The sequence below is a fragment of the Mycobacterium sp. genome (genome assembly GCF_035640695.1).
Taxonomy (GTDB): Bacteria; Actinomycetota; Actinomycetes; order Mycobacteriales; family Mycobacteriaceae; genus Mycobacterium.
The window spans coordinates 1-13,346 of record NZ_DASQVQ010000103.1; the positions used below are offsets into that span (position 1 = coordinate 1).

Annotated in this window: 9 protein-coding genes and 1 tRNA gene; 4 read left to right on the forward strand and 6 right to left on the reverse strand. The window is 66.4% G+C overall.

All coding sequences use genetic code 11. The features are described 5' to 3' along the window. The 6 genes from rho to argS form a co-directional block, all read right to left on the reverse strand. Nucleotides 1-1,905 (reverse strand): transcription termination factor Rho (gene rho, locus VE759_RS11960; protein WP_414687893.1); only part of this gene is annotated, 1,905 nt, incomplete at its 3' end. A 241-nt stretch (nt 1,906-2,146) separates the two neighbouring features. Further along, a complete protein-coding gene (gene thrB / locus VE759_RS11965; RefSeq protein ID WP_324932223.1) occupies nt 2,147-3,091 on the reverse strand; it encodes a homoserine kinase in 945 nt (314 codons plus the stop codon). A gap of 15 nt (nt 3,092-3,106) precedes the next feature. Beyond that, on the reverse strand, nt 3,107-4,189 hold the full coding sequence (gene thrC, locus VE759_RS11970; protein ID WP_324932226.1) for a threonine synthase: 1,083 nt from the start codon (nt 4,187-4,189) through the stop codon (nt 3,107-3,109). Beyond that, nucleotides 4,186-5,508, reverse strand: a complete 1,323-nt coding sequence (locus VE759_RS11975) for a homoserine dehydrogenase (RefSeq protein ID WP_324932229.1) — start codon at nt 5,506-5,508, stop codon at nt 4,186-4,188. Before VE759_RS11975 ends, thrC begins: the two co-directional genes overlap by 4 nt. After that, the gene (lysA, locus tag VE759_RS11980; RefSeq protein WP_324932246.1) at nt 5,505-6,845 is read right to left on the reverse strand and encodes a diaminopimelate decarboxylase; all 1,341 of its coding nucleotides are present in this window, start codon (nt 6,843-6,845) and stop codon (nt 5,505-5,507) included. Before lysA ends, VE759_RS11975 begins: the two co-directional genes overlap by 4 nt. A gap of 80 nt (nt 6,846-6,925) precedes the next feature. Beyond that, the gene (gene argS, locus VE759_RS11985) at nt 6,926-8,578 is read right to left on the reverse strand and encodes an arginine--tRNA ligase (RefSeq protein WP_324932232.1); all 1,653 of its coding nucleotides are present in this window, start codon (nt 8,576-8,578) and stop codon (nt 6,926-6,928) included. 150 nt (nt 8,579-8,728) lie between these two features. On the opposite strand from argS, the gene VE759_RS11990 reads away from it, so the two are divergent. The 4 genes from VE759_RS11990 to VE759_RS12005 all read left to right on the forward strand — a co-directional run bounded on the left by VE759_RS11990 (nt 8,729) and on the right by VE759_RS12005 (nt 13,044). Beyond that, nucleotides 8,729-8,804: transfer RNA gene (locus tag VE759_RS11990), tRNA-Arg, on the forward strand. A 76-nt stretch (nt 8,805-8,880) separates the two neighbouring features. After that, a complete protein-coding gene (locus tag VE759_RS11995) occupies nt 8,881-9,288 on the forward strand; it encodes a hypothetical protein (RefSeq protein WP_324932235.1) in 408 nt (135 codons plus the stop codon). A 493-nt stretch (nt 9,289-9,781) separates the two neighbouring features. After that, a complete protein-coding gene (locus VE759_RS12000) occupies nt 9,782-10,486 on the forward strand; it encodes an ABC transporter ATP-binding protein (RefSeq protein WP_324932238.1) in 705 nt (234 codons plus the stop codon). Next, complete coding sequence (locus VE759_RS12005; RefSeq protein ID WP_324932240.1) at nt 10,486-13,044, forward strand: ABC transporter permease; 2,559 nt, start codon at nt 10,486-10,488, stop codon at nt 13,042-13,044. Before VE759_RS12000 ends, VE759_RS12005 begins: the two co-directional genes overlap by 1 nt. Nucleotides 13,045-13,346: the final 302 nt, after the last annotated feature.

Here is a 13,346-nt window from a genome sequence, read left to right on the forward strand (position 1 = left end):
GACCTGCACCAGGAACTCGTAGTTGGTCTTGGTCTTGCGCAGCTGGGAGATCAGCAGGTCGATGGCCTGATGCGAGTCCAGACCCGACAGCACCCGGCGCAGCTTGTGCACGATCGCGAACTCGTCCGGGGAGAGCAGTAGCTCGTCCTTGCGGGTGCCGGACGGGGCGACGTCGACGGCCGGGAACACCCGGCGCTCGGAGATCTTGCGGTCGAGCTTGAGCTCGGCGTTACCGGTGCCCTTGAACTCTTCGAAGATCACCGTGTCACCGGTCGACCCGGTTTCCACCATCGCCGTCGCGATGATCGTCAGCGAGCCGCCCTCCTCGATGTTGCGGGCGGCCCCGAGGAACCGCTTCGGCGGATACAGCGCGGTCGAATCGACACCGCCGGACAGGATGCGCCCGGACGCGGGCGACGCATTGTTATATGCACGCCCCAACCGGGTGATCGAGTCGAGCAGCACGACCACGTCCTTGCCCTGTTCGACGAGGCGCTTAGCCCGCTCGATGCCCAGCTCGGCGACCGAGGTGTGGTCCGACGGCGGGCGGTCGAACGTCGAGGCGATGACCTCGCCCTTGACCGAGCGCTGCATGTCGGTGACTTCCTCCGGCCGCTCGTCGACCAGCACCACCATTAAGTGACATTCCGGGTTGTTACGGGTGATCGCGTTGGCGATGTCCTGCAGGATCGTGGTCTTGCCCGCCTTCGGGGGCGACACGATCAGCGCACGCTGGCCCTTGCCGATCGGCATGATCAGGTCGATGACCCGGGTGGTCAGCTTCTCGGTATTGGTCTCCAGCCGCAGCCGCTGGTTCGGGTACAGCGGGGTCAGCTTGCCGAAATCGGGCCGCTTCTTCGCGTCCTCGACCGGACCGCCATTGACGGAATCAAGGCGCACCAGCGGATTGAATTTCTGGCGCTGGTTTGGCTGCTCGCCTTCCCGCGGTACGCGCACCGCGCCGGTGATGTGGTCGCCGCGGCGCAAGCCGTTCTTGCGCACCATGTTCATCGAGACATACACGTCGTTCGGCCCCGCCAGATAGCCGGAGGTGCGCACGAACGCGTAGTTGTCGAGCACATCGAGAATGCCGGCGACGGGCTGCACGACGTCGTCCTCGCGCAGCTCGGCCTCACCGTTTCCTTCGCCGCCGCGGTCCCCGCGACGTCTGCGGTCACGGAACCGGCGACCGCGCCGGCCTTGCCGGCCCTCACCGTCGTCGTCTCGGCTCTGCTGGCCGCCCTGCTGGTCGGACCCGCTTTGCTGCTGGTCGCCGGAGGCGTCGGGCTTGGTGTCCGACTTGGTGTCCGACTTGCCGTCGGACTTGGTGTCTTGCTCGGTCTTATTGGCCGGCGCCTCGCCCTTGTCACGATCCTGTCTTGCCTGGTCAGAGCGGTCAGTTCCGGATGCGCCGAGGTCGCGGGAGGCACCGCGGCGCTCGCGGCGTTGGCCTTCCTGGCCGGTCGCGGCGTCGGTTGCCGGCGAACCGCCGTCGACCGTCGCCTCGGTGGATTCGATGGCCTTGTCCTCGATGGCCTTCGCCTCGATGGGCGGTTCGATGGGCGATTCGGTGGCCGATTCGGTCGCCCGCTCGGTTGCCTCGGTGTCGTTGTCGGTTGTATCGACGGCGGCGGTTCCGCCGTTCTGGGCAACGCCGTTGGATTGCCCCTCGCGTTCGCGGATGGCCGCGATCAGTTCATTCTTGCGCATGCCTGAGGTTCCTTTAACGCCAACTCGATTGGCTAAAGCCCGCAATTCGGGCAGCACCATGTTCGCCAGCGAATTGCTGCTTGGCGCCTCCGCCGTAGCCGGCGCCGGGACATCTGGTGTCGCGCCGCTGGACAGTTCCGAGTTCTCGGTGTCGTCGGCGCCATTACCGGCCGTTGATAGGTCCGTATCGGTCACGGATTTCCTTTCCTTCCCTCGCTGATTTCGTTCAAACGAGGGCTTCGTCGCACCCAGCTAAACCGCTGGATGCGAAGAGGTTCGCGTCGTATGGCGAACCGTCATCCCCGAGAAGAATTGGTGGTCGTCCTAGTGTCGGCGCAGGTACAGAGGCTGCGATTGCTGGACGGCACCGAGGATATCCCCCTTCGGTGCCGGAAGCAAGAAACGCCGGTGAGCGGCCCGTGTGCCGTGAAAAGTCCTAACCCTGCGCTACCACACCCGAGGTCCAGCGGACCCCCTCGCCCACCGTCATCTCGCTGACAGTGAAGCCACTAGCGGCACCAAACTCGAGGGCTTCGGCGGGGAGATCGGCTTTCGTCGTGAATGCAATTACCGCGGGCCCAGCCCCCGACAGCGCCGCCGCAACTCCATAACGGCGCAGCAGCCGCAAGTATTCCGCCGACGCCGGCATCGCCGCCGCGCGCTGCGGCTGATGCAGCATGTCCTCGGTGGCCGGAAGCAGAAGGTCGGGCCGTTCTGTCAATGCGACCACCATCAACGCAGCGCGGCTGACATTGAACCGGGCGTCCTCGTGGCGGACCTGCCCGGGCAATAGCACCCGTGTCGCGGCGGTCAGGGATTGCTCGGCCGGGATGGCCGCGAACAGGTGGATATCGGGGTGCAACTTCAGCGGCGCGGCCGAATAGATCGGCCGATCGCCGAGGGTCTCGGTCCACGACACCACCGCGCCGCCAAGTACCGCCGCCGATGCGTTGTCGGGGTGTCCCTCGAATTCCGACGAAAGCTGGATAAGTTGGGCAGTCGTCAACGGCGTCCAACCTGCCTGCACCACAATGCCGTTGGCGGCGGCCAGCCCGCCCACCACAGCGGCCGCCGATGAGCCCAGCCCGCGGGAATGCGGGATGTCGTTACGGCACCGCACAACGAGCCCGGGCGCGCCGACGCCGACCGCCCGCAGGCCGTGTTTGACCGCCCGCACTACGAGGTGCTCGGGCCCAAGCGGAACCTGTCCGGCGCCCTCCCCTTCCACCTCCACTTGCAGGCCCGAATCAATTGTGGTGACAGCAATTTCGTCGTAGCAGCTCAGCGCCAAACCGAGGCTGTCGAAGCCGGGCCCGAGGTTGGCCGTCGACGCAGGCACCACGGCGCCGGCCGTCAGCCCCCCGGGCAAGGTCTGCGTCACCGGCACTCCATTCGCCTAACCAAGCCCCAGACTCGTCACCACAGCGACCGGGTCGACCGGGATCGGTGTCACCTCCGGCATATCGCGCAGCGCGGTGTCGGGGTCTTTGAGTCCGTTACCGGTCACTGTGCATACCACGGTTGAGCCACGCTGAACCCAACCATCCTCGATCGACCTGAGCAGTCCGGCGATGCTCGCCGCCGACGCGGGCTCCACGAACACGCCCTCGCTACGGGCCACCAGGTGGTACGCCGCAAGGATCTCGTCGTCCGTTGCCGCGAGGAACCGGCCGTTGGACTGCTGCTGGGCCGTGATCGCCGATGCCCATGACGCCGGCGATCCGATGCGGATCGCGGTGGCGATGGTCTCCGGTTGCTTGACCGGTTCGCCGAGCACCAGCGGAGCCGCGCCCGCCGCCTGGGTGCCCAACATCCGAGGAAGGCGGTCCGACATCCCGTCGCGGTGGTATTCGGTGTAGCCGCGCCAGTACGCGGTGATGTTGCCTGCGTTGCCGACCGGCAGCGCATGCACATCTGGTGCAGTGCCCAGCGCGTCGACGATTTCGAACGCCGCGGTCTTCTGCCCTTCAATGCGGAACGGGTTGATCGAGTTGACCAGCGAGACGGTCGGAAAGTCCGCCGTCGTCTTGCGAGCCAGCTCCAGGCAGTCGTCGAAGTTGCCGTCGACCTGAATGATCTTGGCGCCGTGCATGACCGCCTGAGCGAGCTTGCCCATCGCAATTTTGCCTTGGGGGATCAGCACCGCGCAGGTGATGCCGGCGCGCGCCGCGTAAGCCGCCGCTGACGCAGAGGTGTTTCCCGTCGACGCGCACAACACTGCCTGCTGGCCGCGGGCTACCGACTCCGTCACCGCCATCGTCATGCCGCGGTCCTTGAACGACCCGGTCGGGTTCAGCCCCTCTACCTTCAAATGCACTGTGCACCCTGTCATCTCGGACAGCGTGGCGGCGTGAATCAACGGGGTTCCGCCCTCCAGCAGCGTGACCGGTGTCCAGTCGTCGCCGACAGGCAATCGGTCGCGATAGGCGGCGATGATGCCCAGCCACGGCTGGTGCACCGCCGTCTTAGCCGGGTTCATTCGGTCCCTTCCAGTCGCAGCACGCTGGCCACAGTCTGCACGACGTCGAGGTCGGCAAGCGCCGCGACGGTCTGCGACAGCGCGGCATCGGTTGCCCTGTGGGTGACGACGACGATGCGGGCACCGCAGCGCTGACCGCCCTCGTCGACGACGCCCTCCTGGCGCACCTCGGCGATGCTGACTTCGCGCCTGCCGAATTCGGCTGCCACCGTCGCCAATACACCGGGACGATCGACGACCTGCATGCTGACGTAGTAGCGGGTGGGAATCAGCCCGATCGGAGATATCGGCAGTTGGGCGTATTTCGACTCGCGCGGCCCGCGCCCACCTTGCACGCGGTTGCGCGCCGCCATCACCACATCCCCCATCACCGCCGAGGACGTTGGCGTTCCCCCGGCACCCTGGCCATAGAACATCAACCGGCCGGCGGCCTCCGCTTCCACCACGACGGCGTTGAACGCGCCGTTCACCGCGGCCAGCGGATGGGTCAACGGCACCAGCGCCGGATAAACCCGCGCCGAAACCCGTTGCTGTCCTTCGTTCGTGGTGATTCGCTCGCAGATCGACAACAGTTTGATCGTGCAACCCAGCGCGCGGGCCGAGGCGAAGTCTTCTGGGGTGACCTTCGTGATGCCCTCGCGGTAGACGTCGTCGACATGAACCCGGGTGTGGAATGCGATGGAGGCGAGGATCGCGGCCTTGGCCGCCGCGTCGTAGCCCTCGACGTCGGCGGACGGGTCAGCCTCCGCGTAGCCGAGCGCGCTGGCGTCGGCGAGCGCGGTGGCGTAGTCGGCCCCGGTGCTGTTCATCTCTGAGAGGATGTAGTTGGTTGTGCCGTTGACGATCCCGGCAACGCGCACGACGGTATCGCCGGCCAGTGACTGGGTCAGTGGGCGGATCACCGGGATTGCTCCGGCCACTGCCGCTTCGAAGTACAAGTCGACGTGGGCGCGTTCGGCCGCCTGTGCCAGCTCGCCGGTGGACTGCGCCAGCAGCGCCTTGTTCGCGGTGACCACCGACTTGCCTCGCTCCAGCGCGCCGAGGATCGCCTTGTGGGCGGGCTCGACAGGTCCCATCAGCTCGACGACGATGTCGATGTCGTCGCGCGACACCAACGTGTCGATGTCGGCGGTCAGCAGCTCGATGGGCACACCCCGGTCGGCGGCCACCCGGCGCACGCCCACGGCGCGTAGCTCAAGCGGCGCGCCGATGCGCGCCGCCAGATCCGCGGCGCTGTCCTCGATGATGCGCACCACTTGGCTGCCGACATTGCCCAATCCCAATACGGCCACGCCGACCGGCTTTTCGTCGCCGTTCATGCGTCTATCACCTCCAGGCTCAGCAGATCGTCGACCGTCTCGCGGCGCAGAATCAAGCCGGCTTGCCCGTCACGCACAGCCACCACCGCCGGACGGCCGATGAGGTTGTAGCGGCTCGACATCGAATAGCAGTACGCGCCGGTCGCGGCAACTGCAACCAGGTCGCCGGGAGCGATGTCGTCGTTCACCCACGCGTCGCGGACGACGATATCGCCGCTCTCGCAGTGCTTTCCCACTATGCGGCCGAGCTTCGGCGGCGCCTCGCTGAAACGCGACACCAGCCGCACGTCGTATTCGGCGCCGTAGAGCGATGTCCTGATGTTGTCGCTCATGCCTCCGTCGACGCTGACATATCGCCGGTGCGCGTGCGGCGTCACGGTGACGTCCTTGACGGTGCCGACCTTGTATACCGTGATCGTTCCTGGGCCGGCGATCGCTCGGCCGGGCTCGACGATCAGTCGCGGCTCCGGCAGCCCTGCGAGCGCGGACTCGTTGCGGACGATGACGCTCAGCTTTGCGGCGACATCCTGTACCGGCGGTGGATCGTCGTACGGCAGATAGGCGATGCCCAGGCCGCCGCCGAGATCGACGGTGGCAAGTTGGGAAGTCTTGTCGACACCGAACTCGGCGACGATGTCGCGTAGCAGTCCGATGACGCGATGCGCGGCGAGTTCAAAACCGGCAACGTCGAAAATCTGTGACCCGATGTGGCTGTGCAGCCCGACCAGGCGCAGATGGTCCGCGGCGAAGACGCGGCGAACGGCTTCCATCGCCTGACCGTCTGCCAGCGACAGCCCGAACTTCTGGTCCTCGTGTGCGGTCGAGATGAATTCGTGGGTGTGCGCCTCGACGCCGACAGTGACCCGCACCAAGACGTTTTGCACGACACCGCGCTGTCCGGCGATCTTTTCCAGCCGCTCGATTTCGGTCATCGAGTCGATGACGACGTGCCCAATGCCGGCCTCGACCGCTGCTGTCAACTCCTCGACAGATTTGTTGTTGCCGTGCAGCGCGATGCGCTCGGGCGGAAAGTTGGCATGCAGCGCGACAGCGAGTTCGCCGCCGCTGCACACGTCCAGCGACAGTCCCTCCTCGACAAGCCAGCGCGCCACCTCGGTGCAGAAGAAGGCCTTGGCCGCGTAGCGGACGTTGTGCCCGCCGTCGAAGGCGGCCGCCATTTCGCGGCAGCGAGACCGGAAGTCATTCTCGTCGATCACGAACAGCGGCGTGCCGTATTCGCCTGCCAGCTCCGTTACCGCGACACCCGCGATGCGCACAACGCCGTCATCGCCGCGAACAGCGTTGCGCGGCCAGACATTCGGCGCAAGCGCCAGCAGTTCGCGCGATGACTGCGGCTTTGGCGGGGCTCCGGGGTGGTGAACGTCCTCGGCGTGGCGAGGGCCGGCCGGATGGGCGTTCACATCCGCTCCGGTGCGGTGACGCCGAGGATGCCAAGGCCGTTGGCGATAACCTGGCGGGTGGCCTGGCAAAGCGCGAGGCGCGCGGTGTGCAGCTGATTAGGTTCTTCGTCGCCCTGCGGCAGCACCCGGCAGGAGTCGTAGAAGCGGTGGTAGTCGCCGGCGAGGTCTTCCAGGTAACGGCACACCCGATGCGGTTCCCGCAGTGAGGCGGCGGCTTCCAGCACGCGCGGAAACTCGCCGATGTTGCGAATCAGCGTGCCTTCCTTGTCGTGCGTCAGCAGTTCCAGGTGTGACGTGTCGGGGATCAGGCCCAGCTCGGCGGCATTGCGGGCCAGGGCAGATAGCCGAGCGTGCGCGTATTGCACGTAGTAGACCGGGTTTTCGTTGGACGCCGAAGACCACAACTGCAGGTCGATGTCGATCGGCGTATCGACCGACGAACGGATCAGCGCGTACCGGGCCGCGTCGACGCCGATCGCCTCGACGAGGTCGTCGAGGGTGATGACGGTGCCGGCGCGCTTGCTCATCTTGACTGGCACACCGTCGCGCACGAGGTTGACCATCTGGCCGATCAAGACCTCGACGGTGGCCGGATCGTCGCCGAGCGCGGCCGCAACGGCCTTGAGCCGGGCGATGTATCCGTGGTGGTCCGCACCCAGCATGTAGATGCACAAGTCAAAGCCCCGCTGGCGCTTGTCAAGGAAGTAGGCGATGTCAGCGGCGATATAGGCAGGCTGACCGTCGCTCTTGATGACAACCCGATCCTTGTCGTCGCCAAAGGCACTGCTGCGCAACCAAGTCGCGCCGTCCTTCTCGTAAATGTTGCCGGTTTCGCGCAGCCTGGCGATGGCCTGCTCGACGCGGCCGCTGCTGTGCATCGACTCTTCGTGCGTGTAGACGTCGAAGTCGGTACCGAAGTCATGCAGCGACTGTTTGATGTGGGTGAACATCAGGTCCACGCCAATCGAGCGGAAGGTTTCGCGCTCCTGCTCTTCCGGCTGGCTCAGCGCGTCGGGCACTTTCTCGACGATCTGTGCGGCGATGTCGTTGATATAACTGCCGGCGTAGCCGTCCGCAGGAGTGGGTTCGCCCTTCGCGGCCGCGATCAGCGAGCTCGTGAACCGGTCGATCTGGGCGCCATGGTCGTTGAAGTAGTACTCGCGCACCACCGCGGCGCCCTGGGCCGACAGCACCCGGCCGAGTGCGTCGCCGACGGCGGCCCAACGGGTCCCGCCGATGTGGATGGGCCCGGTGGGATTGGCCGACACGAATTCGAGGTTGATCGTCATGCCCGACAACGAGTCAGCGTGGCCGTAGTTGTCGCCGGCGTCGACAACGTCGTTGATGATCGCACCCTGCGCCGATGCGGCGATGCGAAGGTTGACGAAGCCTGGACCGGCAACCTCAGCGGAGGCGATGCCGTCGACGTCCTTGAGGGCATCGGCCAGCCATCCCGCCAACTCGCGGGGATTGACACCAACCTTCTTGCCAAGCTGCAACGCCAAGTTGGTGGCGTAGTCGCCGTGCTCGGGGTTGCGGGGCCGCTCGACGATGACCGTCGCCGGAATAGCGGCCAGGTCGAGGTCGTGCTCGGCCAGCACCGCGGCAGCGGTGGTCTTGAGCAGCTCGGCCAGGTCGGCGGGGGTCACGAGGATACATCCTATGGGCCCGATCCGTCCCTCGGTCGCTTCGCTCCCGCCCGCAGGCGCCTTGTCCAGCCGTATTCATTCCGGTGGCATGACAGCGGCGGCGATGCGCTAATCTGGCGGAGCCCATCGGCGCACCATCTCCACTGATGCGCCCCCGTAGCTCAGGGGATAGAGCGTCTGCCTCCGGAGCAGAAGGCCGCAGGTTCGAATCCTGCCGGGGGCACCATCTGACCAGCGCCAATGTACGTCCGCGCAATATTCGCACCACTACGGGACCACGGCCAGGCTCCGAAGACACCGACTTGGCCAACAGCCTGAAGTTCACCGTGCGCACCCTTTCCGACGTCGAAAACGGGATCCGCAAGGCCAGCCCGGGCACCTACGCGATGTTGGAGAACAAGCTGGCTTGGGCACCGGGCAGCATCGACGCCATCCTGGCCGGTGGCGAACCCAAAGAGCTCGTGGTCAAGCTGCGCCGCGACAGGCCCGAACCTCCGTACCACTCCTTCCCAGACGACGCACTGTCCCGCGCCTCCACCGAAGAACTGTTGCTAGAGCTACGCCGCCGCATCATCCGGCCGCGCGCCCGACGCCGCGACACCTGGGACGAGTGGGACAGCCCCGACTTGCGCGGTGACTGGGAGGGCCTCGACTCGCGGGGTGACTGGCCCGAACAGGGCTTGCCAAGAGGACAGGAAAGAACCGGATGACGGCAGCGACCGCGTGCCGCACGTGTGGCACCGGACCGCGGCAAGGTGCGCGGTTTTGCGATGCCTGCGGCTCCCTGATTGCAGCGGCCATTGAGCAGGCCGATCGCCGGCTTTGCCGCGTGTCCGTCAGCCCACCGGCGGGCCCCACGAGGGCACATGGACCCGTGGGCGGTTGGTGCCGTGTTGCCTGATGGCCACGCCGTCTGGGCCGACTGCGCGGGGATGTCAAGAGCGGGCTTAAGTAACCGCGCCGGGAATGGCTGAGATTGCAGTGGCGTGCTACTGCGGCCGTCGCCACTTGCGCGGGTGAGGATTAATCGGTCACAACACCAAGTGATGGAGGCCTGATTCGATGTTTTCTGACAAAGCATTGGCGGTTACTTCGGCAGCCGGCGATGCTTACCGGCCTGCAGATCGTGGAAAACATGCCCGCCGGCACCAGTTGCCGACTCGGGCACGGGCGGCAGACGCCGATAATCGCGGCGGTCCAAGCGTGAAGCCGGTACTGCAGCTGAAGGGCGTCGGTAAGACCTACCGCAGGGGCGACGAGCAGGTGCAGGTGCTCGTCGACTGCGACTTCACTTTGACGGCAGGCGAATTCGTCGTTGTGACCGGACCGTCCGGGGCCGGCAAGTCGACGCTCCTCCATATCGCCGGCGGCCTGGACGCGCCGGACAACGGCACCGTGGCGGTGGCCGGCCAGGACATGTGGGCGATGAGCGCGGGCGCGCGCGCAGCGTTTCGGCGGCGCAACCTCGGATTCGTGTTCCAGTTCTTCAACCTGGTGCCGATGCTGACCGCAGTCGAAAACGTGTCGTTGCCGCTGGTTCTCGACGGTATGGCTGCCCGATCGGCTGACGCACGCGCTGAGGAGCTACTGCAACGGGTCGGGCTGGGTGACCGGGTCCGGCACCGGCCAGCCGAACTGTCGGGCGGACAAATGCAACGCGTGGCGGTGGCGCGCGCGCTGGTGGCTCGCCCCTCCCTTGTCCTCGCCGACGAGCCGACCGGAAACTTGGACACCCACTCGTCGACCGAGGTCTTGGATCTCCTGCGCTCGCTAGCAAACGAAGACGGCGCGGCGGTCGTCATGGTGACCCACGACCAGGCCGCGGCGCGCTACGGCTCCCGCGAGCAGCACCTCATCGACGGACGTCCCTGCGTAGTCGACACCGCTGCGCCCGCTGCGGAGCGGTGATGCAAAGGTTGCGCGCCGGGTGGACGTCCTTCCGGCGCATCCACCTCGCCGCGTTGATCGTCGACTGGCGCCGGACGCTGTTGAGCGTGATCGGCGTCGCGGTGGGAGTGACGGTGGTGCTGGGAACGCTGGTACTCAAATCCGAGCTCGCCCGCCCCTTTGACTCATTCGGCCCGTCGCTCAGCCGCGCCGCCGATAGCGGGGTGATCGAGGTGACCCCAAATGTGAGCGGCCGCTTACCAATCGAGACGGTCAATCGCCTACGCTCCGAGGTGGCAGGAGCGAAGGCGGTCATCCCGATGGTTGCCGGCTTGACGCCCGTGGACGTCGCCGGCGGCACCCACGGGTTCTTTCTGCTCGGCGGGTCGTGCCAGATTGAGCTGCTGGTCGGACCATTCGACTGCGCGCAGCGCGCCCACGACGTCAAGCCTGCAGATGGCCCCGGCGTGGCGCTGCAGAGTCCCGCGGTCATTGCCGAGCGGCACGGCCTACATCTCGGTGATGAGTTACACATTCCGGGCCTGCCGCCGGGTTCGGCCCACCTCGGCTGGACGTTCCCGGAATTCGACCGCGTCGAGGGCATCAACAACGGCTACTTGCTGCTAGCCCCCTCGGTAGAGATCGCCGCGAGCCTGCTCGGCGCGCCCGGGTACGCCACGGCCGCGTTCGTCCTGCCGAGACCGCACACTGACATCGCCGCCAACGTCGACCGCGTGATCACCGGCGTAGCAACGGCTGGTCCGCCCCGGCCGCACCTGCCAGCCATATTTGAAAACGCTACGCAAAGTTTCAACCTGACTGTGATGGCCGGCATCCTGATCGGCTTGCTCATCTCGATGAACACCATCCTGTTGGCCGTCGAGGACAGGCGGACGGTGATGGGAACCATCGGTGCCATCGGCGCCAAGCCGCGCGGGTTGTTCGGCGGGATGTTGGGCGAGGGGGCCGTTGTCGGTGTTCTCGGGGGACTGCTGGGAGTGCCCAGCGGCTTCCTGCTCGGGAAATACCTGGTGGACCGATTCGGGCAATCCATGCTGGCCGGTTCCGGTGGCACGATCGCCGCGCACTTCACGCCGAGCTTGCTTGTGATCGGTGCCGTCGCGGGGACAGTCTCGGGCTTTCTCGCGATGATCGGCCCTGCCCTCAGGCTGGTCCGCGAAGGGCCGTTGGCGTCGATGGCGAGCGTCGGCGGAGTGCAGCACGCCAGGACAATCCCGATGTGGCCGCTGGCCGCCGGGGCGGCCGCGCTGGTGGGCGCTGTGGCCGTGTTGAAGATCTTCGAGCGCGGGTCGCTGCCGCTGAACGTGGGCATCTACGGCATGACGGCGGGGTTGTGCGGGGTGGTGTTGGTCACGGCGTGGATAGCCCCGCGCGCCGCGCGGCTGGCGACCAAGCTGCTGACGATCGCGCGCCCCGCCGCCGGGCGTGTGCTGGGAGCCGACGTGCAGCGCTATGCCGTACTGTTCGCACTCTCGGCCGCGCTACTTGCCCAGGGCGCCAGCTCGGCCATCAGCTCCCACAGCATGCAACTGCTAGGCACCACGCAGTTCGCCGAAGAGAAGGCCGACCGGCTGCCCGCCACTTTATTGATCACCGCCCAGTCGGTGCTCGATCAGCGGGATAGCCAGATCTCCGACGCCACGTTCGATCAGGTGGCCCGCGCCGCCGAGGGACGCAGCGTGACGTCACGCTGGCGATCGACGATCGGGTCTGGGACGCTGTCGCGGTTGGTCGTCGGCGTCACACCGGCCGGCTGGTACAGCACGGCGCTGTATCAGCCGACCAGTTCACGGGACGAGTTCTGGGCGGGTCTGCGAGACGGCGACATTGGCCTAAGCGAGATTGCGGCCAGCCGGCTCGGCGTCGCGGAGGGCGGCACCGTTGAGCTGCCGACCGTTGCAGGTCCCCGGCAATACCGCGTCGCTGGAACCTTTCATCCCCGGATGGTCAATGACGCCGCAGTGGGCGACATCGTCCTGGCCTCGGACACAGTGGCGCGTGCGGACTGGGCCGCCGTGCGCGACCAGATCGCGGTGGCCTATCCGTCCGCCGCCGCTGCGGCCGCTCACCGCGGCGATTTCGTCAACCTCGGCGCCGGATTGCGGATCTACGACAACCAGCAATGGCGCTCGGAGGCCACCAGCGGAATCACCCGCTTCTTGGAGCCGTTCACGATCTCTGGATACGTCGTGATGGCATCCGCCGGCTTGAGTGTGCTCAACGTGTTCGTGCTCGGACTGGTGCAGCGCAAGCGTGAGCGGGCCGCCTTGCGGGCAATCGGGATGACGTCCGGGCAAGAACAGGCCGTGATCATCGCCAACGCCGCCCTGCTCGGAGCGCTCGTCGCTGGCATGGCGGTGCTTGGCGGGTTGGGCCTGACGTATCTGTGGTCGCTCGGCTCACCGGTGTACTACGGCACCAAAATCGAGTGGGGCGTGCTGCCCTTGGCGTTGCAGACCGGGGTCGAAGCGGTATTTATTTTCGTCCTGGTGGCTGCGGTGTATCCCGTAATCCATGCCCGGCGACTGGAGACGGTCGAGGTGCTGCGAAGCAGTTGACTCTCGCGCCACAAGCTAATCGTGAGCCTCACGGTGCAGGCGTGGAATGTCGTCGTCTGAGCGCCGAAACGTGTGCAGCTGTTTGCGAATCGCGGGGCTCGAGATGGCGTGGAATTCTTTCGGCGGCAACGTCATCTGAAGGACCAGTCCGCGGCCATCTGCCCCTTCCATTAGGGCGCCGAATCCCGCAACGGGTACTTTCATCACTCGACCAGCTCGACACAAACCCCGAGCCTCCACGCCCGTGCTCCCTGCCGCGGGAACTGCTGCTACAGCTCAATACGGACGATGGCGAGGCCGAC